At 71.2% G+C, this 25,582-nt stretch carries 25 protein-coding genes; 5 read left to right on the top strand and 20 right to left on the bottom strand.

Annotated features, from left to right (window positions below; all coding sequences use genetic code 11):
* Positions 1–454: 454 nt before the first annotated feature.
* The 7 genes from H7A72_RS04470 to H7A72_RS04440 all read right to left on the bottom strand — a co-directional run bounded on the left by H7A72_RS04470 (position 455) and on the right by H7A72_RS04440 (position 4,699).
* The gene (locus H7A72_RS04470) at positions 455–1,057 is read right to left on the bottom strand and encodes a cadmium resistance transporter (protein ID WP_016997609.1); all 603 of its coding nucleotides are present in this window, start codon (positions 1,055–1,057) and stop codon (positions 455–457) included.
* Positions 1,054–1,413 (bottom strand): helix-turn-helix transcriptional regulator, encoded by a 360-nt coding sequence (locus H7A72_RS04465; protein ID WP_185221779.1) that lies wholly within the window; start codon positions 1,411–1,413, stop codon positions 1,054–1,056. The genes H7A72_RS04470 and H7A72_RS04465 overlap by 4 nt, the downstream gene beginning before the upstream one ends.
* 232 nt (positions 1,414–1,645) lie before the next feature.
* Positions 1,646–2,062 carry a low molecular weight phosphatase family protein gene (locus H7A72_RS04460; protein WP_143445375.1) on the bottom strand — a complete coding sequence of 139 codons (417 nt, stop codon included), beginning with the start codon at positions 2,060–2,062 and terminating at the stop codon, positions 1,646–1,648.
* Positions 2,059–2,481 (bottom strand): arsenate reductase ArsC, encoded by a 423-nt coding sequence (locus tag H7A72_RS04455; RefSeq protein WP_185221778.1) that lies wholly within the window; start codon positions 2,479–2,481, stop codon positions 2,059–2,061. Before H7A72_RS04455 ends, H7A72_RS04460 begins: the two co-directional genes overlap by 4 nt.
* A 24-nt stretch (positions 2,482–2,505) precedes the next feature.
* Complete coding sequence (locus H7A72_RS04450; RefSeq protein ID WP_007928070.1) at positions 2,506–3,129, bottom strand: arsenate reductase ArsC; 624 nt, start codon at positions 3,127–3,129, stop codon at positions 2,506–2,508.
* Positions 3,126–4,229 (bottom strand): ACR3 family arsenite efflux transporter, encoded by a 1,104-nt coding sequence (arsB, locus tag H7A72_RS04445; protein ID WP_185222289.1) that lies wholly within the window; start codon positions 4,227–4,229, stop codon positions 3,126–3,128. Before arsB ends, H7A72_RS04450 begins: the two co-directional genes overlap by 4 nt.
* Before the next feature lie 2 nt (positions 4,230–4,231).
* Positions 4,232–4,699 carry an ArsI/CadI family heavy metal resistance metalloenzyme gene (locus tag H7A72_RS04440; protein ID WP_185221777.1) on the bottom strand — a complete coding sequence of 156 codons (468 nt, stop codon included), beginning with the start codon at positions 4,697–4,699 and terminating at the stop codon, positions 4,232–4,234.
* 84 nt (positions 4,700–4,783) lie between these two features.
* Between H7A72_RS04440 and H7A72_RS04435 the strand changes: the two genes are divergently transcribed.
* Positions 4,784–5,146, top strand: coding sequence for a metalloregulator ArsR/SmtB family transcription factor (locus tag H7A72_RS04435; protein ID WP_084449588.1), 363 nt, complete (start codon positions 4,784–4,786; stop codon positions 5,144–5,146).
* A gap of 91 nt (positions 5,147–5,237) precedes the next feature.
* On the opposite strand, the gene H7A72_RS04430 is transcribed toward H7A72_RS04435, so the two are convergent.
* The 8 genes from H7A72_RS04430 to H7A72_RS04395 form a co-directional block, all read right to left on the bottom strand.
* A complete protein-coding gene (locus H7A72_RS04430; RefSeq protein ID WP_185221776.1) occupies positions 5,238–6,152 on the bottom strand; it encodes a hypothetical protein in 915 nt (304 codons plus the stop codon).
* 226 nt (positions 6,153–6,378) lie between these two features.
* On the bottom strand, positions 6,379–7,320 hold the full coding sequence (locus tag H7A72_RS04425) for an electron transfer flavoprotein subunit alpha/FixB family protein (protein WP_185221775.1): 942 nt from the start codon (positions 7,318–7,320) through the stop codon (positions 6,379–6,381).
* A 31-nt stretch (positions 7,321–7,351) separates the two neighbouring features.
* Positions 7,352–8,131, bottom strand: a complete 780-nt coding sequence (locus tag H7A72_RS04420) for an electron transfer flavoprotein subunit beta/FixA family protein (RefSeq protein WP_185221774.1) — start codon at positions 8,129–8,131, stop codon at positions 7,352–7,354.
* A 165-nt stretch (positions 8,132–8,296) separates the two neighbouring features.
* A complete protein-coding gene (locus H7A72_RS04415) occupies positions 8,297–8,635 on the bottom strand; it encodes a hypothetical protein (RefSeq protein WP_185221773.1) in 339 nt (112 codons plus the stop codon).
* Between the two features lies 1 nt (position 8,636).
* Positions 8,637–9,278, bottom strand: coding sequence for an acyltransferase (locus H7A72_RS04410; protein ID WP_223277779.1), 642 nt, complete (start codon positions 9,276–9,278; stop codon positions 8,637–8,639).
* A 13-nt stretch (positions 9,279–9,291) separates the two neighbouring features.
* Positions 9,292–10,254, bottom strand: coding sequence for a class I SAM-dependent methyltransferase (locus tag H7A72_RS04405; protein WP_084449395.1), 963 nt, complete (start codon positions 10,252–10,254; stop codon positions 9,292–9,294).
* On the bottom strand, positions 10,254–11,033 hold the full coding sequence (locus tag H7A72_RS04400) for an enoyl-CoA hydratase/isomerase family protein (protein WP_084449394.1): 780 nt from the start codon (positions 11,031–11,033) through the stop codon (positions 10,254–10,256). The genes H7A72_RS04405 and H7A72_RS04400 overlap by 1 nt, the downstream gene beginning before the upstream one ends.
* Entirely contained in the window at positions 11,030–11,539 is a 510-nt protein-coding gene (locus H7A72_RS04395; RefSeq protein ID WP_084449393.1) for a YbjN domain-containing protein, read from the bottom strand. Before H7A72_RS04395 ends, H7A72_RS04400 begins: the two co-directional genes overlap by 4 nt.
* A gap of 34 nt (positions 11,540–11,573) precedes the next feature.
* Here H7A72_RS04395 and glgX point away from each other — a divergent pair, with 34 nt between their 5' ends.
* Positions 11,574–13,637 carry a glycogen debranching protein GlgX gene (glgX, locus tag H7A72_RS04390; protein ID WP_185221772.1) on the top strand — a complete coding sequence of 688 codons (2,064 nt, stop codon included), beginning with the start codon at positions 11,574–11,576 and terminating at the stop codon, positions 13,635–13,637.
* Between the two features lie 282 nt (positions 13,638–13,919).
* Here the strand turns inward: glgX and glgP are convergent, their stop codons facing one another.
* Positions 13,920–16,526 (bottom strand): alpha-glucan family phosphorylase, encoded by a 2,607-nt coding sequence (gene glgP / locus H7A72_RS04385; protein WP_185221771.1) that lies wholly within the window; start codon positions 16,524–16,526, stop codon positions 13,920–13,922.
* A gap of 72 nt (positions 16,527–16,598) precedes the next feature.
* On the opposite strand from glgP, the gene H7A72_RS04380 reads away from it, so the two are divergent.
* Genes H7A72_RS04380 through glgB form a run of 3 tightly spaced genes read left to right on the top strand, consistent with a single transcriptional unit; the run spans position 16,599 to position 22,245 of the window.
* Positions 16,599–18,644 carry an alpha-1,4-glucan--maltose-1-phosphate maltosyltransferase gene (locus tag H7A72_RS04380; RefSeq protein ID WP_185221770.1) on the top strand — a complete coding sequence of 682 codons (2,046 nt, stop codon included), beginning with the start codon at positions 16,599–16,601 and terminating at the stop codon, positions 18,642–18,644.
* Positions 18,644–20,056 carry a phosphotransferase gene (locus H7A72_RS04375; RefSeq protein WP_185221769.1) on the top strand — a complete coding sequence of 471 codons (1,413 nt, stop codon included), beginning with the start codon at positions 18,644–18,646 and terminating at the stop codon, positions 20,054–20,056. Before H7A72_RS04380 ends, H7A72_RS04375 begins: the two co-directional genes overlap by 1 nt.
* Positions 20,053–22,245 (top strand): 1,4-alpha-glucan branching protein GlgB, encoded by a 2,193-nt coding sequence (glgB, locus tag H7A72_RS04370; protein ID WP_185221768.1) that lies wholly within the window; start codon positions 20,053–20,055, stop codon positions 22,243–22,245. The genes H7A72_RS04375 and glgB overlap by 4 nt, the downstream gene beginning before the upstream one ends.
* Positions 22,246–22,255: 10 nt before the next feature.
* On the opposite strand, the gene H7A72_RS04365 is transcribed toward glgB, so the two are convergent.
* The 4 genes from H7A72_RS04365 to H7A72_RS04350 form a co-directional block, all read right to left on the bottom strand.
* On the bottom strand, positions 22,256–22,750 hold the full coding sequence (locus H7A72_RS04365) for a C40 family peptidase (RefSeq protein ID WP_185221767.1): 495 nt from the start codon (positions 22,748–22,750) through the stop codon (positions 22,256–22,258).
* 143 nt (positions 22,751–22,893) lie between these two features.
* Entirely contained in the window at positions 22,894–23,901 is a 1,008-nt protein-coding gene (locus H7A72_RS04360; RefSeq protein ID WP_185221766.1) for a co-chaperone YbbN, read from the bottom strand.
* 43 nt (positions 23,902–23,944) lie between these two features.
* Positions 23,945–24,922, bottom strand: coding sequence for a hypothetical protein (locus H7A72_RS04355; protein WP_185221765.1), 978 nt, complete (start codon positions 24,920–24,922; stop codon positions 23,945–23,947).
* Positions 24,919–25,560 carry a hypothetical protein gene (locus H7A72_RS04350; RefSeq protein WP_185221764.1) on the bottom strand — a complete coding sequence of 214 codons (642 nt, stop codon included), beginning with the start codon at positions 25,558–25,560 and terminating at the stop codon, positions 24,919–24,921. The genes H7A72_RS04355 and H7A72_RS04350 overlap by 4 nt, the downstream gene beginning before the upstream one ends.
* Positions 25,561–25,582: the final 22 nt, after the last annotated feature.

Here is a 25,582-nt window from a genome sequence, read left to right as displayed (position 1 = left end):
TCGCGGCCATGCCGCACGAGTCGACCACCAGACGCCGACGGCCCGCCACGCGCGAGCGTGACGGGCCGTCGGGACGTGTCGGCCTACTGGCGACGTCACATATTCGAACTGCACGAATAGCTCGTGCTCGCGAGCATCCGAGGCCGTTAAGCCCTGCCAGTTCCGCTCCCCACGAGTCCAGTGACCGCGAGGCCGAAGTAGGTCATGCCAGCCGCCACACGGCCGACCACTCGAGGCCGTCGCTGGACCCGCCGCAGTCACCGAGACCCTCCCTCATTGTCGACACCTCATCTTCTTCGCTCCGGTCGATGGTGCGGTACATCGTTGCTCGGTGGTCAATGAGACGCCTTTCCCCGCTCATGATCGAGCGACTCTCCCTGGCTGCAGGTAGGTGTCGCGGTCTGAACCGAGAGGGGTGCGCCCGGTCGGGGCCGTTTGGATCGCTGCCGCTACGTCAGAGTCCGAAGGCTCCGCCGCTGACGAGGATCACGATGCCGAGGCCGATGAGAACGATGGGGAAGAGGATGTGCTCCCAGCGTTCGAGCACTTCGGCGATCGGGGGGCGGGTGGCGACGAACTTCGCCAGGGCCACCAGGACCGCGACGAGCGCGAGGAAGACGATGCAGTAGGCGACTACTGCGAGAGGTTCCACGCTGAGGAAGACAGGGGTGTAGACGCCGATGTTGTCGCCGCCGTTGGCAAGGGTGACGCCTGCGACTGTCCACACGCCGACCTTCTTGCCGGCAACCTTGGCCTCGTCGTCATCGTCGTCATCGTCTCCGCGCCAGGCCTGCCATGCGGCCCAGAGGCCGAGGCCCAGAGGAATGAGACCGAAGTACGGGATGGCTGCCGAGGGCAGGAATGCTCCGGCGCCGATGGTCACCAGGACCGCGGCACCGAGGATGCCGGCGAACCCGAGGTACTGGCCGGCCAGAATGCGGGCGGTAGTGCCGCGCTGGCCTGCCCCTCGCGCGAAGAAGAGGGAGAGCACGATGATGTCGTCGATGTTGGTCGCTGCGAACAGGCCCATCGCCTGCAAGACCGAGGTGAGGATCATGCGCCCTCCCCAGCTGCGTCGCATCCGGGAAGCGAGCAGGCGGGATCGATGCACGGGGCGTCTTCGTCCACTGCCAGGGTGGCATCGACCAGTGCCGTCAGCGCCTGCGCCAGGTGCGAATCGGCGATCTCATATCGTGTCCGACGACCCTCGGGCTCGGAGACGACGATCCCGCAATCGCGCAGGCATGCCAGGTGGTTGGACACGTTCGGGCGTGTCAGGTCCAGATCTCGGGCCAGTTCCGCCGGGTAAGCGGGATGGTCGAGCAGGGTCCAGATGATCCGGGATCGAGTGGGGTCGGCCAGTGCACGACCCAGGCGGTTCATCACGTCGAGACGCGAAGCAATAATCAGCATGCACTGAACTATACAGCGCGCACTGAACACTCGGTCGCAGGCGTCAGCCTAGCTAGGGCGACTCCCTGGTCGGACCATAAGTCAGCCAGTTCGCTCCGGCCTGCTCCGCCCACAGTTGAGCCGTGTTGGGGTGAATCCCCAGAATGCTCGCGATGACCGCGGGCGGCACACTGGCAACATTTCGTATTCGAAGAGCGCGAGTAGGTCGCGAATGGCTAGCAAATTGGGTACCTCAAGCCTCTTGGCTCAGGTCCGTTGCCAGGGCATCGACCCGGGAAGTGATGTCGTCGCGGATCAGTGCCATGCGCTCGTGGCCCTCGACGCCTCGAGTGGAGGGTTCATCGGTGATCCACCGGTCGATCTGGGCATTGCCCGGATGGTCGATGTGTGCCTCTTCGCCGAGGATGATGACGCGGTCGACGGTGTCGAGCAGGGCAGGGTCGATGGGCTTGGGGTGCTCACCGGTGACGCTGGCCCCGACCTCTTCGAGCGAGGCGACGGACGCTGCGTTGAGCATGCCGCCGGGGCGGGTGCCGGCGGAGTACACGTCGACGGCTTCGCCGTGGCGCTGGCGCATGAGGGCGGCAGCCATCTGGGACTTGCCGCCGTTCTTGACGCATACGAAGAGCACGGATGGGCGCGCGCTCACGAGCTGGCCTCAACTTGCTCGATGCCGAGGGAGTCGAGGAGTTCGCCGACTCGCGCTCGGATGTTGTCGCGGATCGGGCGCACCGCTTCGACGCCCTGCCCGGCTGGGTCATCGAGCGTCCAGTCCTCGTAGCGCTTGCCGGGGAAGATCGGGCAGGTGTCACCGCAGCCCATCGTGATGACGACGTCGGAGGCCTCGACGGCTTCGGTCGTGAGGATCTTGGGCGTCTCCGCAGACAGGTCGATGCCCTCCTCGAGCATCGCTTCTCGGACGGCAGGGTTGATCGTGTCGGCGGGTGCCGATCCGGCCAAACGCACCTCGACAGCGCCGCCAGAGAGAGTGCGCGTGTAGGCGGCGGCCATCTGGGAGCGGCCGGCGTTGTGTACGCAGACGTAGAGGACTGAGAGTTGGTCGGTCATGTGGGCTCCAGAGGGTGGGAGAGGTCAGGCGAGGACGTCACGAAGGAGGCGGGTCACCCGCTGTTGGATGTCATCCCGGATGTCCCGCACGACGTCGAGTGGTTGGCCGTCGGGGTCGGCGACGTCCCAGTCCTCGTAGCGCTTGCCGGGAAAGACCGGGCAGGCGTCGCCGCAGCCCATGGTGACGATGACGTCTGCTGCCTGGACGGCGCTGTGGGTCAATGGCTTCGGGTATGGCGCGCTGAGCGGGATGCCACGCTCAGCCAGGGCGTCGAGGACGGTGGGGTTGACCGTGTCCACGGGTTCGGACCCGGCCGAGCGCACATGGACCTTGCGGGCAGACAGGTGCTCGGTCAGGGCGGCCGCCATCTGGGACCGCCCGGCGTTGTGCACGCAGACGAAGAGGATCTCGGGGACTTGCTTGGCGACTCTCCCTTCGGCCTGGGCCACGGTCATGAGCTGCTCGCGTGCCTGCTTCGCGACGAAGATCGGCAGGTACTGCGTGATCGTGGCGCGGGGCTCGAGCAGGGCGCGGGCCTCGTGCACGACGGTGGCGATGGTCTCGGGTGAGAAGACCCCGTCGTAGGCGTAGGTCAGGTCGTCGATGAGTCGGTCGTACGTGTCGGGCGTGTGGGGTGCGGTGCTCATGTGCGGTCCTCTGCTGGGATGCGAGATGGTGCCACGGCTGACGAAGGGTGGGGGAAGCGTCGACGCAGGCCGAGGCTGACGTAGACGAGGCCGACGAGGACCGGCACCTCGATGAGAGGTCCGACGACGCCTGCGAGGGCCTGGCCGGAGGTGACGCCGAAGGTCGCGATGGCGACGGCGATGGCCAGCTCGAAGTTGTTGCCCGCCGCGGTGAAGGCGAGCGTGGTGGTGCGTTCGTAGGTCATCCCGAGTACGCGACCGGTGAGGTATCCGGCGCCCCACATCAGGGCGAAGTAGGCCAGGAGGGGCACCGCGATGCGGGCGACGTCCAGTGGGCGCGAGGTGATGGCGTCGCCCTGCAGGGCGAAGAGGACGACGATGGTGAAGAGCAGGCCGTAGAGCGCCCACGGGCCGATCTTCGGCAGGAAGGTGCCCTCGTATGCCTGCCGGCCCCAGCGCCGCTCGCCGATGCGCCGGGAGAGGTATCCGGCGAGCAGGGGGACCCCGAGGAAGATCAGGACCGACACGGCGATCTGGCCGAACGAGACGTCCAGCGCGCTTTGCTCCAGACCCAACCAGCCAGGCAGCACCGACAGGTAGAACCACCCGAGGCCCGCAAAGGCGATGACCTGGAAGATCGAGTTGAGCGCGACGAGCACGGCAGCCGCTTCACGGTCGCCGCAGGCCAGGTCGTTCCAGATGATCACCATGGCGATGCACCGGGCGAGGCCCACGATGATCAGACCGGTCCGGTACTCCGGCAGGTCGGGCAGGAAGGCCCACGCCAGGGCGAACATCAGCGCCGGCCCGACAATCCAGTTGAGCACGAGGGAGGACCCGAGCAGGCTGCGGTCACGGGTGACCGAATCAAGGCGGTCGTACCTGACCTTGGCCAGCGGCGGGTACATCATGACGAGCAGGCCGAGGGCGATCGGCAGCGAGATGCCATGCAGCTGCACAGCGTCCAGCGCGGACCCCAGACCAGGCACCCCACGACCGAGCATGAGCCCGGCGACCATGGCGATGCCGATCCACACGGGCAGGTAACGATCCAGCATCGCCAGGCGCGCGGGCGCGCGCTCGGTGGCCACCTCAGACATCGTCACGCCCGGCTCCCCTGCGGGGCGCAGCACGGCGAGGACTGCTCGAGGACGGGCAGGGACGCGGTGGCCGGCTGCGCATTCGCCGGGTTGTCGTCCTTGACGACGTAGACCTCCCACGGAGCGCCGGCCGGGTCGTGGACCCACACCTTGTCCTGGAGCGCATAGCAGCACGTCGTGTCGTCCTCGTCGAAGGTCGCCAGCCCGCCATCCGCGAGCCGTGCGCGCGCCTCGCTGACCTGCTCGGCGCCGTCAACCTCGACACCGAGGTGGTTCAGCGCACCGCGCGGCCCACTCTCGCGGGTCGCCTCGTCGGTCTCGATGAGCACGAGCTTCAGCGGCGGCTCGGTGATCGCGAAGTTGGCGTAGCCGGGCCGGCGCTTGTGCGGCTCGACACCGAAGAGCGTGGAGTAGAAGGCGATGGACGCCTCGAGGTCGACGACATTGAGAGCGATCTGAACGCGGCTCACGTGGGGTTCCTCCATCGGGTCATATCGACGTGTGTCGATATGCCAACCTTGGCACTGCGCATCGACGCATGTCAATATGGGGCCATGTCGATCGCCCCCTCTACCGACGGACGCACCCTCCTCAGCCAGGCGGTGGAGCGGTGCTGCGCCACCGAGGGGAGCGCACCAATCTCGCGCGAGGACGCCGAGGTGGTGGCCCGGCTGCTCAAGGCGGTGGCCGATCCTGTCCGACTGCAGATCCTGGGCATCGTGCGCTGCTCTCCCGATCAGGAGGTGTGCGCCTGCGACCTACCGGAGCCCCTCGGCCTGGCCCAGCCGACCGTGAGTCACCATCTCAAGGTGCTCGTCGACGCCGGCCTGCTGGCTCGCGAACGTCGAGGACAATGGGCATGGTTCACCCTCGTCCCCGACCGGCTCGCGCTCGCCCGCCAGGTCCTCGAGGTCTGAGCCACTCGGCTCGGGAGCGAGCGACCGACCCCGGGCACGACGACGGACGCCCCGTCACGAGGTTGCGTGACGGGGCGTGCCGGTGCGGGTCTCAACTGACCGAGACGTGCACGTGGTCGAAGTGGTTCTGCGTCGGGTCGCCGCGGTCCTCCATCGGCTTCCAGCTGCCGCCGGGCATCCAGATGCGCTGCTGCCAGATGATGTACTTGATGTTGAGCGAGCCGGCGTTGGACTGCAGCCAGGCCGCGACCTGGTCGCCGCGGGCACCGGTGACCATGATGTCGACCGCATTGCCGGAGCCGTGGTCGCCCGGGTCGCCAGCGCGGTAGCCGCCGATGTTGGTCATGTCGGGGAACTGCGTGCGCACGGCCGAGTAGACCTTCTGCGCATTGGCACCCAGACCCAGGGCGGCAGCCTGCGACGCGAAGTTGTCGGTCGCGGGGGCGGCGGCCGTCGAGCTGTTCGTCGAGCTGGTCGTCGACTCGGCCTGCGGGGCCTCGGCCGTCTGCTCCTGCTCGTCGGCCGGCTCCTGCTCCTGCTGCGCCGGAGCCTCGGTCTCCTCCTCCGTCTGCTCGACGGCCTCGGGCTTCGGCGTGGGCTTGGGCTTCGGCTTCGGCTTCGGCTTCGGCTTCACGACCGGCTCGACGGCGAGGGCACCCGCGCCGTCGTGGACGTCCGCGGCCTGCTTGCCGTCGGGCGCGGTGATCGCTGCCGCGACCCGGGCGGACGAGCGCGAGGCGCTGCCGTCACCGGTGCGGTCGGAGAAGAGGTCCTCGACGCTCGTCTGGGCCGTGGCCACGCTGTCGGCGACCGGCGCGGGGTTGCCCTCGGCCTGGCTCGGGGCGATGACGAAGGCACCGGACCCGAGGACGATGCCGACGCCGGCAACGGACTTGGCGACGGTGCGGGCACCGTGGGAGCCGACCGACGACGGCAGGCTGCCCAGGCGGGACAGGGGGCTGGGGCGTCGGCTGCCGTGGCGACCGACGTAACGGGGGGAGCTCACGCGGGACCTCGTGGGTGGAAAACAGGGGAACGGGCCTCACGGCCGCGACCCACCATAGCCACAACCTCGCCCGGAAGTCACGTTTTGGTAAAGGGATGTGAAGAGGCTCTCCCCCAAGGCTGCTCGGCACGACGAAGGGGGCACGCACCGAGTTGGTGCGTGCCCCCCTTCGTGGCTCGCTGGCGCTCGCACCTCAGTGCAAGCCTTCGTCAGGGATGACCGGAGGTCACTTGCCCTTGACGGCCTCCGTGGCCTGGGGCAGGACGGTGAAGAGGTCACCGACGACTCCGAAGTCGACGAGCTCGAAGATCGGGGCCTCCTCGTCCTTGTTGATCGCGACGATCGTCTTGGAGGTCTGCATGCCGGCGCGGTGCTGGATCGCACCCGAGATGCCCGCCGCGACGTAGAGCTGCGGCGAGACCTGCTTGCCGGTCTGGCCGACCTGCGAGGAGTGCGGGTACCAGCCGGCGTCGACCGCGGCGCGCGAGGCACCGACAGCGGCACCGAGGGCGTCCGCGAAGGTCTCGACCGGGGAGAAGTCGCCACCGGTGCCGCGACCACCGGAGACGACGATCGCCGCCTCGGTGAGCTCGGGACGGCCGGAGGCCTTCTTCGGCTCGGACGCGGTGACCTTGGCGGCCTTGGCGTCGTCGGAGATGCTCACGGAGAGCTCCTCGAAGGCACCCGCGCCATTGGCCTGCTCCGGCGCAGCGGAGTTGGGCTTGACGCAGATGATCGGCGTGCCCTTGGTGACCTTGGCCTGGACCGTGTAGCTGCCGGCGAAGACGGACTGGGTCGTGACCGGCCCCTCCTGCACGTCGACGGCGTCGGTGATCAGACCGGAGTCGGTCTTGACCGCGAGGCGGGCACCGATCTCCTTGCCGGCGGCATTGCTCGGGATGAGCACGGCGGCGGGGGACGTCGACTGCACGAGCTGCGCGAGGACCTCGGCCTGGGGGGCGACGAGGTGCTCGAGGGCGGCCGGGTCGGAGACGGCGTAGATCTTCTCGGCGCCGTAGCGCGCGAGGAGGTCCTTGGCGGTCTCGGCGCCGGGGCCGATGAAGACGGCGGAGGGCTCACCCAGGCGGCGGGCGATGGTCAGCATCTCCGCGGCGGGCTTCTTCACCTCACCGTTTGCGTGGTCGACGAGGACGAGGACTTCAGCCATGTCTGTTGCTCCTTGGTGTCCGGGTCGTCGCTCAGACGAACTTGTTGGTGGTCAGGAACTCGGCGAGCTTGGTGCCGCCGTCACCCTCGTCGGTGACGATCGTGCCCTGCTCACGCGGCGGACGCTTGGTCGTCGCCTCGACAGCGGTCGCGGCGTTGGCCAGACCGACCTGGCCGGCGTCGATGCCGAGGTCGGAGAGGCTCCACTCCTCGACCGGCTTCTTCTTGGCGGCCATGATCCCCTTGAAGGAGGGGTAGCGCGGCTCGTTGATCTGGTCGGTGACCGAGATCAGCGCCGGGAGGGAGGCCTCGACGGTCTCGCTCGCGGTGTCGCCGTCACGACGCATCTTGGCGACGCCGCCGTCGACGGTCAGCTCGGAGGCGTAGGTGACCTGCGGCAGCCCGAGGCGCTCGGCGAGCATCGCGGGGACGACACCCATGGTGCCGTCGGTCGAAGCCATGCCGGTGAGCACGATGTCGGGGGTGCCGATCTTCTTGATCGCCTCGGCGAGGACGAGCGAGGTGGCAAGGGCGTCCGAGCCGGCGATCGCGTCGTCGGAGACGTGCACGCCCTTGTCGGCACCCATCTGGAGCGACTTCTTGACGGCCTCGGCGGCGTCGGCGGGACCGATGGTCAGCACGGTCACCTCGCCCTCACCGGCCTCGACGATCTGGAGGGCCTGCTCGACGGCGTACTCGTCGAGCTCGGACAGCAGGCCGTCCACGCCTTCGCGGTCGGTCGTGTTGTCCTCGTTGAATCCGCGGTCGGACTGTGCGTCCGGAACATACTTCACGCAGACGACGATGTTCATCGGCGAATCGTCCTCTTCCTGGGTGAGGGGGCTGGGTACCGGGCGATCCTCTCAGCAGTCGCGCCGGTTGGGCCCGAACTGTGGGAAGGCTCCCAGTCCGCTCACGCTATCCAGCGCGACCCCAGACCTCCAACGCGGGTGAGGGTGCCCTTCACCACACCCGGCTCAGGGCGTCTCGTCCGCGACATTGGCGAGCACGTGGAAGGAAGGCTCCTCGTAGGGGTGGGCGGCGCGAAGCGCCGCGACCACCACTGCTCTTCGCGATCGCGGGAGGGCGACCTCCACCCGGTCCTCGACGACCCGCTCCGACCGACCGACCTCGCCGATCGTCGGGTTGGCCGATCCCACGGGACGGAACCTCCCTTCGCCACGCTGGACGAAGGCGCACTCGCGGTAGTCCCCCACCGCCCCCGCGCCGGCGGCGAAGAGCGCCGCCAGCACCTCGTCGGTGTGGGTGGCCGGGATGTGCGCCACGAGGACGTCGAGCGGCTCGCGGGTGCTCACGTCACCACCCCGCCGGCAGGTCGAGGTCGTCGTCGGTCACGGGCACGGGCTGGCGGTGCTTGAGGACGCGGGCCGGCACCCCACCGATGACGGCGAAGGGGGGATGGCTGCCCCGGACGACGGCACCGGCCCCGACGACCGTGTGGGCGCCGATGTCGGTGCCGCGGGTGATGACGCACTTGGTCGCAACCCACACGTCGTCGCCGATGCGCACCGGGGACTTGATGATCCCCTGGTCCTTGATCGGGGTCTCGAGGTCCTCGGTGCGGTGGTCGAAGTCGCACACGTAGACGTCGTCGGCGAAGAGGCAGGCCTCGCCGATCTCGATGTCGAGCCAGGTGTTGACGGTGTTGCGGATCCCGATGACCGTCTTGGCGCCGATGCGCAGGGTGCCCTCGTGCGCCCGCAGCGCCGAGCCACCACCGATGTGCGTGTAGGCGCCCACGACGAGCCGCCCGGTGCCCGGTGTCACCTGGAACTGGACACCGGGACCGATGAAGCAGGGCCCCTCGAAGACCAGCCCGGGCGTGCGGGCCCGGGCCCGCACCATGCGCAGGTAGCCGAGCACGTGGTGGTGGCTCCAGGCGCGGTTGGCGACGACCCACCGGGCCCAGTGCCACCAGGTGAGGCGCTGCGCCGACATCAGACGGCCCCCGTCACCGCAGGGGCTTGGTGCCGGTCACGCCGACGTTGTAGAAGAAGCGCTGCGGCACGACGCGGCCGAGGACTGCGTCGACCTTCATGAGGTTCTTCCACGTGCCGTAGGCGAACTTCGCCCACCCGAAGCCGAGGGCGTCCTCGGCCACGGCGTACTCGAAGGTGCGGATCGGCCACCCGGCGAACGCGGAGGTCAGCTCCTCCGTGGCCGTGCCGACGTGCTCGGCCCCGGCGTGGCGGGCCATCGCGGCCAACGCAGCGGGGTCGAAGGTGTGCAGATCGACGACGGCCTCGAGGGCGGCCGCCCGTGAGGACTCGTCGAGCTCGGCCTGCGCACGAGCCCACTTGCGGCGCAGGGGCGGCAGCTTGGTCACCCGCGTCGCCGTCTCCCACGTCGCCCGCGAGATGTGCCGCGCGTACCAGTGCCCGATCGTCGTCGGCTCACCGGCGATGACGAAGCGCCCGCCCGGCTTGAGGACGCGCACCACCTCGCGCAGCGCACCCTCGACGTCAGGGATGTGGTGGATCACGGCATGGCCGACGACGAGGTCGAAGGTGTCGTCGTCGTAGGGCAGCGACTCCGCGTCGGCGACCTGCCCCTCGATCTCGAAGCCGAGCCGCTGGGCATTGGCCTTGGCCGCCTCGACCATGCCCGGCGACAGGTCGGAGACGTGGACCTCGTCGACGAGGCCGGCGAGCTTGAGGTTGAGCGAGAAGAAGCCGGTGCCGGCGCCGAGCTCGAGCGTACGACCGAAGGGCAGCGACTCACCGGGGCGACGCGTCGACTCGAGCACGTGGAGGAAGCGGTCGCGCACGACGGAGGTGCAGCGGTCGTCGAAGCTGATCGACCACTTCTCGTCGTAGGTCTGCGCCTCCCAGTCGTGGTAGAGCACCTGGGCGAGCTTGTTGTCCGCCCAGGCCGCCTCGACCTGCTCCGCGCTCGCGGCGCCGGCCCCGCCCATCAGTTGCCCTCGAAGGTGGCCTTGCCGGGGCCGTTGTCGACGAAGCTGCGCATGCCGGACTTCTGGTCCTGCGTGGCGAAGAGCGCGGAGAAGAGCTGCGCCTCGATCTCCAGACCGGTGTCTAGGCTGGTCTCCAGCCCCTTGTCGACGGCCTCCTTGGCCGCGCGCAGGGCCTGCGTCGGCCCGGTGACGAAGGGGGTGACGAGCGCCTTGGCCGTGTCGAGGACCTCCGCAGCCGGCACGACCCGGTCGGCGAGACCGATCTCGAGGGCCTCGGTGGCGTCGACCATCCGGCCGCTGAAGATCAGCTCCTTGGCCTTGGCCGGGCCGACGAGTCGCGGCAGCCGCTGGGTGCCACCGGCGCCGGGGATGATGCCCAGGGTGATCTCGGGCAGGCCGAGCTTGGCGTTGTCGGCGACGACCCGGAAGTCGCAGCACAGCGCCGTCTCGAGGCCGCCACCGAGCGCGAAGCCGGTGATCGCGGCAACGGTCGGCTTCGGGATCGAGGCCAGGGCGCGGGAGAAGCGCTGGAGCAGACGCACGTGGGCGGCCATGTCCGTGTAGGACATCTCGGCCATCTCCTTGACGTCGGCGCCGGCGGCGAAGACGCGCTCGCCGCCCCAGACGATGACCGCCTTGACGTCGTCGCGGGTCGCGGCCTCGTCGGCGACGGCGACGAGCTGGCGCTGCATCTCGGCGTCGAGCGCGTTCATCTTCGGGCGGTCGAGGACGATCGTGCCGATGCCGTCGGCGACCTCGAGTCGGACGAGCTGGCTCATGCCTGCGGCTCCTGGCCCGGCTGGTCACCCTCGACGGCGTCCTCGAGCTCCTGGCCGGTGGCGCGCTGGTGCCACAGCTGGACGCCCTGCAGGACGAGCGGCAGGGCCAGGCCGAGCAGACCGCGCACGTCGGCGCCGCGCGGCAGGATGTGCTCGCTGGTCACGAGCAGGGTGTCGCCGGCGACGGCCGCCTTGACGAGGTTGAAGGCGACGTTGAGGTCGTTGCTGACCTGCAGGCGCTCCATCGGGTCGGTCGGCACCGGGTCCTCGAGGGCCCACTGGCCGAAGACGCGCAGCACGTTGGACTCGTCGTCCGCGGCGCGCACGAACATCTGCTGCTCGGAGAAGGTGAAGGCGACATCGCCCTCGTCGTCGATGCGCGGCTCGAGGCCGAGCTCGCGCAGGGCCTCCTCGATGCGGTCGCGCAGTGGGGCCTCGGGCTCGGGCTGGTCGCCATCGGGGGTCGGGGTGGTGCCGAAGTTGGGAAGGGCGGTGGGATCGCTCATGACCTCAACGTACCGACTGCTTACCCTGTGAGCCATGTCGACCACCACAGCCCAGCCGCTCCCCGACCGGCCCGCACCCGGCGTGCGTCCCGTCGACGGCGGCGTCACGGTGGCCGTGCCGGCGGCCTCCGCGAGCGCCGTCTGGCTGTGCCTCTTCGACGACGAAGGGGAGGAATCTCGCGTCTCCCTGCCCGCCGCCGGCGAGGGCTGGTGGGGCGGCTTCGTCCCCGACGTGCACCCCGGCGCCCGCTACGGGCTGCGGGTCGACGGCCCGTGGGACCCGGCCGCCGGCCACCGTCACAACCCCGCGAAGCTGCTCCTCGACCCGTGGGGCCGCGCCGTCGAGGGCCGCGTGACCTACGAGCCGGCCGTCTACGGGCACGCCGTCGACGAGTCCGGCGACGGTGACGTGACCGTCCGCTCGGAGTTGGACTCGGCCCCCTTCGTCCCGCGCAACGTCGTGCTCGACACGACCTTCGACTGGGGCGACGACGCTCCCCCGGCCCACCCCCGGGACTCCCGAGTCGTCTACGAGGCGCACGTGCGCGAGGTGACCCGGCTGCTCGACGGCGTGCCCGAGCACCTGCGCGGCACCTATGCCGGCATGGCACACCCGGTGACCATCGAGCACCTGCAGCGGCTCGGCGTGACGACCGTGGAGCTGCTGCCGGTGCACGCCTTCGCCGACGAGCCGCACCTCGTCGACCTCGGCCTGACCAACCACTGGGGCTACAACACGCTGGGCTTCTTCGCCCCGCACGCGCCCTACGCGAGCGACGCCGACCCGCACGAGGTGCTGCGCGAGCTCAAGGGCATGGTCAAGCTGCTGCACGCCGCCGGCATCGAGGTGCTCCTCGACGTCGTCTACAACCACACCGCCGAGCAGAGCACCGGGGGCGCGACGCTGTCGTGGCGCGGCCTCGACGCCGCGACCTGGTACCGGCTCGACGAGCAGGGCCACGACGTCGACGTCACCGGCTGCGGCAACACGCTCGACCTCACCGAGCCGCTCGTGCTCGAGATGGTGCTCGACTCGCTGCGCTACTGGGTCGAGGAGGTCCACGTCGACGGCTTCCGCTACGACCTGGCCGTCGCGCTCGGCCGCGGTGACGACCTCGGCTACGACCCGGACCACCCCTTCTTCGTCGCGCTGCGCGAGGACCCGGTGCTCTCGCGGGTGCTGCACGTCGCCGAGCCCTGGGACCTCGGGCCCGACGGGTGGCGCACCGGGCAGTTCCCCCGCGCGTGGGCGGAGTGGAACGACCGCTTCCGCGACGCGACCCGCGACTTCTGGCTCGCCGACGCCGGTGCGCTCTCGCGCGGCGAGGTGAGCGGGCCGGGAGTGCGCGAGATCGCGACCCGGCTCGTCGGCAGCCGCGACCTCTTCGGCGAGCGGACCCCCCTGTCCTCGGTGAGCTTCGTCACCGCCCACGACGGCTTCACCATGGCCGACCTCGTCGCCTACGACACCAAGCACAACGAGGCCAACGGCGAGGACAACCGCGACGGCAACGACCACAACCGCTCGTGGAACCACGGAGCCGAGGGCCCCACCGACGACGCCGTCATCGCGCTCGCCCGGCGCCGGTCGGTCCGCAACCTGCTCGGCACGCTGCTGCTGTCGGCCGGGGTGCCGATGATTGCCTCCGGCGACGAGATCGGTCGCACCCACGACGGCAACAACAACCCCTACTGCCAGGACAACGAGATGACCTGGCTCGACTGGGACCTCGACGACGCGCGCCACGACCTGCTCGCGAGCGCCGGGGCGCTCACCGCGCTGCGGCGCGAGGTGCCGGTGCTGCGCGACCACGACGAGTCGGTCATCGGCTGGTACGACGAGACCGGCGCCCCGATGACCGACGGGACCTGGGCCCAGGACGAGCGGCGCACCCTGCAGCTGCACCTGGCCGGCGAGCCCGCGGCCCTGATCGTGGTGCACGGGGGCCTGGCCGAGGCTGCCGTCACGCTGCCGGACGTCGGCCCGCTTCGCCTGCGGTGGGACAGCGCCTGGGAGCGCCCGCAGGCCGCCGACTCGGGCCCCGCTGACCGCGAGCAGACCCTCACCCCGCTCAGCCTGCGCCTCTACACGACCTGACCGCCGGGCCGAGAGCGCGAGTCGAGGTACCTGCGACCGCATAGCCGGACGCCACGACCTCCACCCGATGCACGACAGGAGCGGGCGAAGGGAGGGGTCGGCCCGACTCATGGGAAAGTCCCGCCCAACCCGACGAGGTGAGCTGAATCCGTCAGGTGGCGGGACTTTTCCTTAGGGCCACCCCTCCCTTCGCCCGCGACGCCAGAGGCACCCGCGACGGGAGAGGGGACCACGCGGGCCCTTCGAGACGGCGCTGGCGCGCCTCCTCAGGGACCGGAGGGCTCAGGCGTTGGCCACGAGCCCCAGGCTGGCGGGGAAGGCCATGAGCTCGTGCCGGGGCAGCACCCGCACGGTCCAGCCGAACTGGCCGGTGCGCTCGATGGGGACCTGGCCGGAGAACTTCGCCTTGCCGTCCTCGTAGACCTCGACGACGTCGAGCGAGGTGGCGTCCCAGTCGACGAGGTCGTCGGTGCCGAGCTCGACCCGACCGGCGACGACCTGGACATCGACCTCGTGCGGCGCCAGGCCGTCGAGCGCGACGTAGGCGTCGACGGCCAGCGACTCCCCGACGAGCGGGCTGTCGGAGATGCCGGACCCCTCGACGTGGTCGACCCGCACCGCGGCCCAGCCGGCGCGGGCCCGGGCCTTGTAGTCGGCGAGCGCCCGCGCGCCGGCGTGGTCGTCGGCGTTGACCCGGGCGTTGTGCGCGGCGGCCGGCGCGTAGAGCCGCTCGGTGTAGTCGCGGACCATGCGGGTCGCGAGGACCTTGGGGCCGAGGGTCGTCAGGGTGTGCCGCAGCATCGACAGCCAGCGCTGCGGCAGGCCCTGCTCGTCGACGTCGTAGAAGCGCGGTGCGACCTGGGTCTCGATGAGGTCGTAGAGCGCGGCGGCCTCGATGTCGTCACGACGCGCCTCGTCGGCGACGCCGTCAGCGGTGGGGATCGCCCAGCCGTTGTCGCCGTCGTACCACTCGTCCCACCAGCCGTCGAGGATCGACAGGTTGAGCCCGCCGTTGAGGGCGGCCTTCATGCCTGAGGTGCCGCACGCCTCGAAGGGGCGCAGCGGGTTGTTGAGCCACACGTCGCAGCCCGGGTAGAGCGTGCGGGCCATCGCGATGTCGTAGTTGGGCAGGAAGACGATGCGGTGGCGCACGTCGTGCTGGTCGGCGAAGCGCACCATCTGCTGGATCAGCTGCTTGCCGGTCTCGTCGGCGGGGTGCGACTTGCCGGCGATGACCAGCTGCACCGGCCGCTCGGGGTGGAGCAGCAGGGCCTTGAGCCGCTCGGGGTCGCGCAGCATGAGCGTCAGGCGCTTGTAGGTCGGCACCCGCCGGGCGAAGCCGATCGTCAGCACCTCGGGGTCGAGCACGGAGTCGGTCCAGCCGAGCTCGGCGTCGGTCGCGCCGCGCTTGGCCCAGCTGGAGCGCAGCCGGGCCCGGGCGTCCTCGACGAGCCGGGCGCGCATCTGCGCCTTGGCCGCCCAGATCGCCTCGCCGGGCACGTCCCCGATCTGCAACCACTGGTCACCGGCCTCGACGTCTCGGCCCCCGAGGTGCTCGGCGGCGACGTCGAAGACCGCGTCGTCGACCCAGGTCGGCGCGTGCACGCCGTTGGTGATCGAGGTGATCGGCACCTCGGCGTCGTCGAAGCCCGGCCACAGCCCGTCGAACATCTCGCGCGAGACGTGGCCGTGCAGCTGGGAGACGCCATTGGCCCGCTCGGCCAGGCGCAGCCCCATGACCGCCATGTTGAAGATGCCCTCGGAGCCGCCCTCGTAGGTCTCGGCGCCGAGCGCGCGCAGCTTGTCGAGCGGCACGCCCGGCAGCTCCTGGGCGCCGCCGAAGTAGCGCTCGAGGAGCGCGACGTCGAAGCGGTCGATGCCGGCTGGCACCGGGGTGTGCGTCGTGAAGACGGTGCCGGCGCGGGCGGCCTCCATCGCCTCCTCGAAGCCCAGCCCGGCGCCCTGGGTGAACTCGCTGATCCGCTCGATGCCGAGGAAGCCGGCATGGCCCTCGTTGGTGTGGAAGACCTCGGGCGCGGGCGCGCCGGTGAGCCGGGACCACAGGCGCAGCGCGCGCACGCCCCCGATGCCGAGGAGCATCTCCTGCTGCAGGCGCTGCTCGCCTCCGCCGCCGTAGAGCCGCTCGGTCACCGCACGCATCGCGTCGTCGTTGCCCGGCACGTCGGAGTCGAGGAGCAGCAGCGGCACCCGGCCGACCTGGGCGCGCCAGACATGAGCGCGAAGGGAGGCGCCCCCGGGCATCGCGACGGTCACCACGCAGGGGGTGCCGTCGTCCTCGCGCAGCAGGTGCAGCGGCAGACCCTGGGGGTCGAGGACCGGGTAGGTCTCCTGCTGCCAGCCCGAGGCGTCGAGGCTCTGCTTGAAGTAGCCGGTCTTGTAGAACAGGCCCACGCCGACGATCGGCACGCCGAGGTCGGAGGCGGCCTTGAGGTGGTCGCCGGCGAGGATGCCGAGCCCGCCCGAGTACTGCGGCAGCACCTCGGTGATGCCGTACTCGGGGCTGAAGTAGGCGATCGAGGCGGGCAGGTCCCCCTTCGAGGCTCCTTCGTCGCTCCTCAGGGACCGGGAAGCCTCGTCCTGGTACCACCGTCGGGAGCCGAGGTAGGCGTCGAGGTCGGCCTTGGCGGCGTCGACCCGGGCGACGAAGTCGCCGTCACCAGCAAGCTCCTCGAGCTCGCTCGCGGAGAAGGCCGAGAGCAGTCGGACCGGGTCGTGGCGCACGTCCGCCCAGCGCTGGGGGTCGATGTCGGCGAAGAGCTCGCGCGTCGGCGTGTGCCAACTCCAGCGCAGGTTCATCGCGAGGTCGCCGAGGGCGGCGATGGGCTCGGGGAGGGCGGTGCGGACACTGAAACGTCGGATGGCCTTCACCTCCCCCATCTTGGGGGATTCGACCCCGGCGCGCCAACCTCCGCCGGGCGGACCGCGGGTAACGTTGCGGGAGTGAGCACCGACTTCACCGTCGCCCCCGCCCCCGCGAGCACGGCCCCCGTGTCCGTGGCGCCGCAGCAGCCGCTCGGCCGCATCCCCGTCACGGGTGTGCGACCGGTGGTCGACCACGGCGCGCGCCCCGCGAAGTCCGTCGTCGGCGAGCCCTTCACCGTGAGCGCCGAGGTCTTCCGCGAGGGCCACGACGCGGTCGGCGCGACCCTCGTGCTCACCGACCCCGACGGCGCCGAGCGCCACCTCCCGATGACCTGCACCAACCCCGGTCTGAGCCTGTGGGAGGCCGAGGTCGTCGCCGACCGCGAGGGCCTGTGGCACTACCGCGTCGAGGGCTGGTCGCACCCGTGGGCGACGTGGGTGCACGACGCCGGCATCAAGATCCCGGCCGACATCGACGCCGACCTCATGCGTGAGGAGGGGGCGATCGTCCTCGACCGGGCGGCGGCGCAGACCTTCCGGGACGAAGGGGGGCGGGCCTCCCTTCGTCAGGCGGCAGCGGTCCTGCGCGACCGCACCGGCCACCAGGCCACCGCGGCGCTGCACCTCGTGACGACCGGGCCCGCTGCCGCGGAGCTCGAGGCCCGCCCGCTGCGCGAGCTGGTCACCCCGAGCACGGACCTGCCGCTGCTCGTCGAGCGCGAGCTGGCGCTCTTCGGCTCGTGGTACGAGATCTTCCCGCGCAGCGAGGGCGCGCACTTCGACGAGACGACCGGGCGCTGGGTCACCGGCACCCTGCGCACCGCCGCCGGGCGACTGCCGGCGATCGCCGCCATGGGCTTCGACGTCGTCTACCTGACGCCGATCCACCCCATCGGCACGACGGCTCGCAAGGGACCCAACAACACCCTCGACGCCGGCCCCGACGACCCCGGCTCCCCCTATGCCATCGGCTCCCCCGACGGCGGCCACGACGCGATCCACCCCGAGCTGGGCACCTTCGAGGACTTCGACGCCTTCGTGGCCGACGCGACCCGGCTGGGCCTCGAGGTGGCGCTCGACCTGGCGCTGCAGTGCTCCCCCGACCACCCGTGGGTCACCGAGCACCCCGAGTGGTTCACCACGCGCGCCGACGGGACCATCGCCTACGCGGAGAACCCGCCGAAGAAGTACCAGGACATCTACCCGCTGAACTTCGACAACGACCCCGCCGGCATCTACGCCGAGGTGCGCCGGGTCGTGCAGGTGTGGATCGACCACGGGGTGAAGATCTTCCGCGTCGACAACCCGCACACCAAGCCGGTGGAGTTCTGGCAGTGGCTGATCGCCGATGTCGCGGTCGACCACCCCGACGTCATCTGGCTGTCCGAGGCCTTCACCAAGCCGGCGATGATGCACACCCTCGCCAAGGTGGGCTTCCAGCAGAGCTACACCTACTACGCCTGGCGCAACACCGCGGCCGAGCTCGTCGAGTACGGCACCGAGGTGAGCGGCGAGGCGGCGGCCTACATGCGGCCGAGCTTCTGGCCGACGACCCACGACATCCTCACCCCCTACCTGCAGTTCGGAGGCCGGGCCGCGTGGCAGGTTCGCGCCGCCCTCGCCGCGACGATGGTGCCGACGTGGGGCGTCTACGCCGGCTACGAGCTCATGGAGCACGTGGCCCGCCCCGGCGCCGAGGAGCAGATCGACAACGAGAAGTACGAGCTCAAGGACCGTCGCTGGGACGAGGTCGCCGAGCGCGGCGACTCGCTCATCGGCTGGCTGACGATGCTCAACCGCGCCCGTCGGCAGCACCCGAGCCTGCAGCTGCTCCGCAACCTGACCTTCCACCACGTCGACGACGAGAACCTCATCGCCTACTCCAAGTCACGCACCCTGCCCGACGGCACCGTCGACACCGTCGTCGTCGTCGCCAACCTCGACCCGCACACGACGCGTGAGTCGACGCTGCGGCTCGACCTGGGCGCCCTCGGCTTCGCGCCCGACGCGCGCTTCGAGGTCGAGGACCACGTCACCGGCTCCCGGTGGGAGTGGGGTCAGGCCACCTATGTGCGGCTCGGGCCCGACGCCGAGCCGGTCCACATCGTCTCGGTGCGCCGCTGATGGCGACCATCTACGACGCCACCCTCGTCCCGACGAAGCTCGAGCTGCTCGCCGGCTGGGTCGGTGAGCAGCGGTGGTTCCCCGGCCAGGGCCGCCCGAGGCTTCGCCGTCTCGACTCGTGGCGCCTCGACGACCCGGCCGGCGAGGTCGGCATCGAGGTGATCGTCGTCCTCGACGAGTCCGGGCCGAGCCCGACCGTCCACCAGGTGCCGCTCACCTACCGTGGCGCCCCCCTGCCCGGCGGCGAGGCCGCGCTCGTCGGCGAGATGGAGCACTCCGTCCTCGGCCACCGATGGGTCTACGACGCCCCGCACGACCTGGTCTTCGTCACCCAGCTCATGGCGCTGCTGCGGGGGCGCGTCGCGGCGCAGGCCGGCTCCGTGTCCGACACCGTCGAGCCCGACGTCGTCGGCGCACCGCACCCGGCATGGCCCGACGACCCGGTGGTCGCCTCGAGCCGGGTGCTCACCGGCGAGCAGTCCAACACCTCCGTCGTCGTGCAGCCGGCCCCCGGCACGGGCGCTCCGGTGATCCTCAAGGTCTTCCGCACCCTCTCCCCGGGCGACAACCCCGACATCACCCTCCAGGGTGCACTCGCCGCGTCCCGCTCCCCCTTCGTCCCCGCGAGCGTCGGTCACGTGGCCGGTGCCTGGCAGCGGCCCGACGGCGAAGGGAGGGACGTCGGCCAGCTGGCCTTCGCCCAGGAGTACCTCGAGGGCACGACGGACGCCTGGCGCGAGTGCCTGCGGCTGGCTGCCGACGGCACCGACTTCACGGCCCGGGCCCGCGAGCTCGGCCGGGCCACCGCCGAGGTCCACGCGACCCTGGCCCGCGCCCTGCCCACGGTGGCGCCCGGCGCCGAGGAGGTCTCCCGTCGGGTCGCGGCCATGCGCCGCCGGGCCGCGATGGCGACGAGCGAGGTGCCCGGGCTCGCCGCGCACGCCCCCGCCCTCGAGGCCGTGTGGGCGGCCGCCGAGGAGGCGAGCTGGCCTGCGCTGCAACGCATCCACGGCGACCTGCACCTCGGTCAGGTGCTCGACGCGCCCGACCGCGGCTGGGTGCTCATCGACTTCGAGGGCGAGCCCCTGCGCCCCCTCGCCGAGCGCAACGCACCGGACTGCACCCTGCGCGACGTCGCCGGCGTGCTGCGCTCCCTCGACTACGTCGCCGGCACCGTCGCCCGCGCCGAACCGACCACCGACGTGCGCCGCTGGTGCACCGACGCCCAGACCGCCTTCCTCGACGGCTACGCCGACGTCGGTGTCGACCCGCGCTCGCACGGGCCGCTGCTCACCGCCTTCGTCCTCGACAAGGCGCTCTACGAGGTGGTCTACGAGGCCCGCAACCGGCCGACCTGGCTGGGCCTGCCGACCGACGCGATCGACCGACTGCTCCAGGAGGCACGCTCGTGACACCCGTCCCCGACTCCGCCCTGCCCGGCGCCCTGTGGGCCGTGAGCCACGGGCGCAGCAGCCAACCCCACGACGTCCTGGGCCAGCACCTCGAGCCGAGCGGGCTGCGCGTGCGGGTGCGTCGCCCGCTGGCCACCCGGGTGCGGGTGCGCTTCGAGGACGACGTCGTCATCGACCTCGCGCACGAGAGCGACGGCATCTTCTCCGGCGTGCGGCCGGACGCCACGCGCACCATGGACTACCGGGTCCTCACGACCTGGCAGGACGGCATCGAGCACGTCGGCGACGACGCCTACCGCTTCGTCCCCACCCTCGGGGAGGTCGACCTGCACCTCATCGGCGAGGGCCGCCACGAGCAGCTGTGGACCGTGCTCGGGGCGCGGCCGCGCCGATACGACGGCCCGATGGGTGAGGTCACCGGCGTGGCCTTCGCGGTGTGGGCGCCCCGGGCCAAGGCCGTTCACGTCATCGGCGACTTCAACGGCTGGGACGAGCGCACCCACCCGATGCGGCTGCTCGGCGGGTCGGGCGTGTGGGAGCTCTTCGTCCCCGACGTCCCCGTCGGCAGCATCTACAAGTTCGCCGTGCGCGGCGCCGACGACGTGCTGCGCCACAAGGCCGACCCCATGGCACGCCTGGCCGAGACGGCTCCCGCGACCGGCTCGGTCGTCACCGACAGCACCTACGCGTGGCGTGACGACGCCTGGCTGGAGCAGCGGGCCACGACCGACCCGCACACCGGCCGGATGAGCATCTACGAGGTGCACCTCGGCTCGTGGCGCCAGGGCCTGACCTATCGCGAGCTCGCCCGCGAGCTCGTCGCCCACGTGCGCGACCACGGCTTCTCGCACGTCGAGCTCATGCCGGTCATGGACCACCCCTATCCCCCGTCGTGGGGCTACCACGTGACGAGCTACTTCGCGCCCAACTCGCGCTTCGGCACGCCCGACGACTTCCGCCACCTCGTCGACGAGCTGCACCGCGCCGGCATCGGGGTCATCCTCGACTGGGTGCCCGGGCACTTCGCGACCGACGAGTGGGCGCTCGTGCGCTTCGACGGCCTGCCCCTCTACGAGCACCCCGACCCGCGCCGCGGGTGGCAGCCCGACTGGGGTAGCTATGTCTTCGACTTCGGGCGCCCCGAGGTGCGCAACTTCCTCGTCGCCAATGCCCTCTACTGGCTCGAGGAGTTCCACATCGACGGCCTGCGGGTCGACGGCGTCGCCTCGATGCTCTACCTCGACTACTCCCGCAGCGAGGGCGAGTGGGTCCCCAATGCCCACGGTGGCCGCGAAAATCTCGAGGCCGTCGCGCTCCTGCAGGAAGTCAATGCCACCGCCTACCGACGCTCGCCGGGCATCGTCACCGTCGCCGAGGAGTCGACCGCGTGGCCGGGCGTCACCCGGCCGACGAGCGAGGGCGGGCTGGGCTTCGGCCTGAAGTGGAACATGGGCTGGATGAACGACGTCCTGCGCTACCTCGCGGAGGACCCGATCAACCGCGAGCACCACCACCGGCTGCTCACCTTCGCGATGATGTACGCCTACGCCGAGCACTACCTGCTGCCGATCAGCCACGACGAGGTCGTCCACGGCAAGGGCTCGATGCCCTACAAGATCCCGGGCGGTGACCCGGAGCGCTTCGCGACGCTGCGCGCCTTCTACGCCTACCAGTGGGCCTTCCCGGGCAAGCAGCTGGTCTTCATGGGCACCGAGTTCGCCCAGACGAGCGAGTGGTCGGAGAGCCGCTCCCTCGACTGGCACCTGCTCGACCACGCCGACCACCGGCGGGTCGCCGAGCTCGTCGCCGACCTCAACTCCTTCGCCACGTCGCACCCGGCCCTGTGGGCGCTCGACGAGCAGCCGGCAGGCTTCCAGTGGCTCGACGCCGACGACGAGCAGGGCAACACCGTCTCCTTCCTCCGCTTCGGCGACGCGCAGCGCCAGGACGACGTCGTCGCGGTCGTCGTCAACTTCGGCGGGGTAGCGCGGACCCCCCTTCGCATCGGTGTGCCGAAGGGGGGTCGCTGGGAGGTCGCGCTCGACACCTCGGGCTACGACGGGGCGGGCTCAGCGAGCCAGGCCGGTGTCGTGCTCACCGCCGACGAGCAGCCCTGGCAGGGCCAGCCGTGGTCGGTCGAGGTGTCGGTGGCCGCGCTCGGCGCGCTCTACCTCACGCCGGCGCGCTGACGGGCTCGGGTCAGGCCGGGCGCAGCGTGCCGTAGGTCCGCGAGCCGGACCACATCTTGCGCTTGCTGACCATGCGGCCGGAGGACGGGGCGTCGACGATGTAGCCGTTGCCGACGTAGACGCCGACGTGGTAGCTGCCGTAGAAGACGAGGTCGCCGGCGCGCAGCCACGTGCGGTGGATCTTGCGCACGGCCGACTTCTGCTGGACCGCGGTGCGCGGCAGGCTCACGCCCTGCTTCTTGAAGACGGTCTGGACGAAGCCGGAGCAGTCGGCGCCGGTCCACAGCGAGGTGCCGCCATAGCGGTAGGGCGTCTTGTTGACGCGCGCGGAGGCGAGCTTGGTCGCCTGCCAGCGGTCGCTGGAGTTGGCGGTGACGCGGGAGGTGGTGCCGGTCGAGGCCGCCTCGGCCGTCTGCGGGGCCGCGGTCTCGACGGCGATGCCGCCGGTGGCGGCGACCGCGACGGCGGCCAGGGCGGTGGTGGTCTTGGGCAGGATGTGGCGCACGATCAGGACTTCCGGTCGGAGCAGGGGCGCACAGATGGATCACGGAGAGGTCAAGTCGAGATCACGGGCGGCGTGTCACCATGCGTCGAGGGCCGCACTCCCTCGCGGGGAGTGCGGCCCTCGTGGGTCCGGCGCGATGTCGCCTAGAAGAGCGCGCTCATCAGCGTCGTGCGGCCCTTGCGCACGCGCTCGTCATGGTTGCCGACGACGGCGAAGAGATCGAGCAGGTGGGTCTTGACCCGGTCGCGCTCCTCGCCCGCGGTGACCCGGACGAGGTCGATGAGCCGGGTGAAGGCGTCCTCGACATGGCCACCGAGGACGTCGAGGTCGGCGACGACGAGCGCGGCGTCGACGTCGCTCGGGTCGCCCGCCGCGGCTGCCCGGGCGGCCTGGAGGTCGACCCCCTGGGTGCGCTTCATCAGGCCGACCTGGGCCAGCCCGAGCTGGGCGTCGGTGTCCTTGGGGTCGGCGGCGATCGCCTTGTCGTAGGCCGCGGCCGCGGCGTCGAGGTCACCACGCTCGATGGCGTCGTAGGCCTCCTGGTGCAGCGGCGGCAGCTCCTCCTCGGCCCCCTCGGGCACCTGGTCGGCGCTGACCCGCCCGGTGATGCCGTGCTGGACGGCGACCTGCAGCAGCTGGTCGAGGACCTGACGGAACTGCTCGCGGTCGACGAGCCCGCTGAAGAGCGGGACCGGTTGGCCGCCGACGAGCCCGAGGGCGAGCGGCACCTCGGGCGGCTGGATCGCCTGGGCGATCTGCGGGTTGGTCGCGATGTCGATGCTCACGACCTGCAGGCGCCCCTCGAGGCCGGTGGCGATGTCGAGGGCGTCGCGCAGCAGCGCCTGGCTCTCGGGGTGCTCCGAGGACCAGACGACGGCCACGGACGGGACGACACCGGAGCGGCTGACCACTTGGTTGAAGGTCGCATCGGTCGCCTCGACGAGCAGCGCGTCGAGCGACCCACCGGCCGCAGGTGCGGGCGCACCACCGGGCGACCCGCCTGGCGCACCAGGGGCTGCCGGAGCGGCGGGGCCGGCAGCGCCGGTCTGCGTCGGACCGGCGGGCGCACCCGCGGGGGTCGAGGGGCGGGCGGGGCCGCCGAGGCCGGAGAGATCGACGGCGCCGCGGAGGGCTCGGGTCGGGTCGTTCATGACCTCATTGTCCCCCACCCGCGGGGCCGCCGGTCACCCGGGATCAGCTGCCCGCAGCCGACTCCACGACCTCGCTCGCGCCGACGACGCGGGCTTTGCCCTCGGCGGGCGTGACGAGCGCGAGCGTCTCGGCGTGCTTGACCGACAGCGCCCGCTTGACCGTGGAGGCGTCGAGCACGTGCTTGAGCGCCTGCTGCTCGATCTTCAGCTCCTTGAGCTTGTCGGTCGCCCGGATCGTGTCCGTCCGGGTCATCGGCACGAAGGTGATCGCCCCGCCGTCGGCGAGCTCGAAGCTCACCGTCTCGCCGTCGGCGATCGCCTGGCGCTGGGTGTAGTCGGCGAGGTCGCCGAGGTCCTTGTTGGTCGCCCTCGCGTTCTTCTTCAGCGCGGTGGAGAAGCCGTCGGCGACGGACACGTCCTGCGGCGCCTTCTTCGGCGCGGGGAAGGCCACGGCCTTGCCCCACGACGTGGCCGCGGTCGCCACGTCCTGGCTGGGCGCGGAGGAGAGCTTGACGGGTGCGCCCTCGTCGACGGCCGGCAGTGCCGGCACGCTGGCCCGGGCCGCCATGGGCACGTCGGCGAAGAGGGTGTACGGCCGGTCGGCCTTCTCGGCCACGAGCACGTGCAGGTACTGGACGTCGCCGGTGCGCGAGGTCGCCAGGACGGCGCGGGGCCAGTCGGTGCCACGGCTCACGGCAAGCACCTCGAGGCCCTCGGTCTTGGCCGAGGTGCGGCCCGCCGAGTCCTTGCTCACCGCGGCCGCCTCGATCTCGCGCAGGGCCGGGCCGGAGAGGATCTTGCGGCGGGCGGCGGAGTCGGCCTTGGCCCGGCTGACCTCGGCGGCGTCACCGACGACGCGCTCGACGACCTTGGTCGCGGTGCCGGAGGTGACCGACGCACCGCCGGACTGCTCGGCGGGAGCGTCGTGGATGCCGGCGATCGAGGAGCCGAGGCCGCAGCCCCCGAGGGCGAGCGGCAGGGCCACCACGGTCATGACGAAGGGAGTACGACGGCGGCTCATGCGGAGCCCTCCTCGGTGGTCGGGCGGGCGGACCGGCGCAGCCCCCGCAGGCGCCCGGTGGAGCGAAGCAGCAGCGCCAGGCCGGCGAGCAGCAGCAGGATCCCGACGACGAGGGTGACGAGCGCGGTCGTGCCCCACGAGCCGTCGACGACGGTCATCTCGACGGACTCGATCTCGGCGCCCGCGGGCGCGGCGACCACGAGGGTCTGCGGCGCGTCCGCCTGCTCGATGGTGCGGCTGACCTCGTCGGTGCCGGTCGTGCTCTCCTGCCACACGTCGAGGCTGCCGGGGTCGACGGACTGACCCTTGCCCTCGTCGGTGGACGTCAGGGCCCAGTCGGAGACGTCGACGCCGGCGACGTGCGCGCGGGCACCGTCACCGACGAGTGCCTCGACGTCGGAGGGACGGGCCGTGCCCGACCACAGCTCTCCGGAGCCGGTCGCGGTGACCTCGACGGGGTGGTCGACGCGGTTGAGCACGTCGGGCTCGAGGACGACGACGCGCTGGCCGGGCTCGGCGGTGAAGGTGGCGGTGCCGGAGGTGCCGAGGTTGGCGAGGAACCAACCGCCGACGACCGCGGCGACGAGACCGAGGACGGCCAGGAGGGCGCCGGCCACGCGCGGGATGAGCGTGCTCACATCGGGGACTTTCCGTGGGACA

The organism is Janibacter sp. YB324 (assembly GCF_014217915.1).
GTDB classification, from domain to species: Bacteria; Actinomycetota; Actinomycetes; order Actinomycetales; family Dermatophilaceae; genus Janibacter; species Janibacter indicus.
Note: the sequence above shows the minus strand (reverse complement) of the source record. Positions and strands in the feature narration are given on the sequence as shown.

Coding starts and splice junctions, on each gene's coding strand:
- H7A72_RS04470 (WP_016997609.1), bottom strand. CDS start 1,057: ATGATCCTCACCTCGGTCTTGCAGGCGATGGGCCTGTTCGCAGCGACC.
- H7A72_RS04465 (WP_185221779.1), bottom strand. CDS start 1,413: ATGCTGATTATTGCTTCGCGTCTCGACGTGATGAACCGCCTGGGTCGT.
- H7A72_RS04455 (WP_185221778.1), bottom strand. CDS start 2,481: ATGACCGACCAACTCTCAGTCCTCTACGTCTGCGTACACAACGCCGGC.
- H7A72_RS04450 (WP_007928070.1), bottom strand. CDS start 3,129: ATGAGCACCGCACCCCACACGCCCGACACGTACGACCGACTCATCGAC.
- arsB (WP_185222289.1), bottom strand. CDS start 4,229: ATGTCTGAGGTGGCCACCGAGCGCGCGCCCGCGCGCCTGGCGATGCTG.
- H7A72_RS04435 (WP_084449588.1), top strand. CDS start 4,784: ATGTCGATCGCCCCCTCTACCGACGGACGCACCCTCCTCAGCCAGGCG.
- H7A72_RS04425 (WP_185221775.1), bottom strand. CDS start 7,320: ATGGCTGAAGTCCTCGTCCTCGTCGACCACGCAAACGGTGAGGTGAAG.
- H7A72_RS04420 (WP_185221774.1), bottom strand. CDS start 8,131: ATGAACATCGTCGTCTGCGTGAAGTATGTTCCGGACGCACAGTCCGAC.
- H7A72_RS04410 (WP_223277779.1), bottom strand. CDS start 9,278: ATGTCGGCGCAGCGCCTCACCTGGTGGCACTGGGCCCGGTGGGTCGTC.
- H7A72_RS04405 (WP_084449395.1), bottom strand. CDS start 10,254: ATGGGCGGGGCCGGCGCCGCGAGCGCGGAGCAGGTCGAGGCGGCCTGG.
- H7A72_RS04400 (WP_084449394.1), bottom strand. CDS start 11,033: ATGAGCCAGCTCGTCCGACTCGAGGTCGCCGACGGCATCGGCACGATC.
- H7A72_RS04395 (WP_084449393.1), bottom strand. CDS start 11,539: ATGAGCGATCCCACCGCCCTTCCCAACTTCGGCACCACCCCGACCCCC.
- glgX (WP_185221772.1), top strand. CDS start 11,574: ATGTCGACCACCACAGCCCAGCCGCTCCCCGACCGGCCCGCACCCGGC.
- H7A72_RS04375 (WP_185221769.1), top strand. CDS start 18,644: ATGGCGACCATCTACGACGCCACCCTCGTCCCGACGAAGCTCGAGCTG.
- H7A72_RS04360 (WP_185221766.1), bottom strand. CDS start 23,901: ATGAACGACCCGACCCGAGCCCTCCGCGGCGCCGTCGATCTCTCCGGC.
- H7A72_RS04355 (WP_185221765.1), bottom strand. CDS start 24,922: ATGAGCCGCCGTCGTACTCCCTTCGTCATGACCGTGGTGGCCCTGCCG.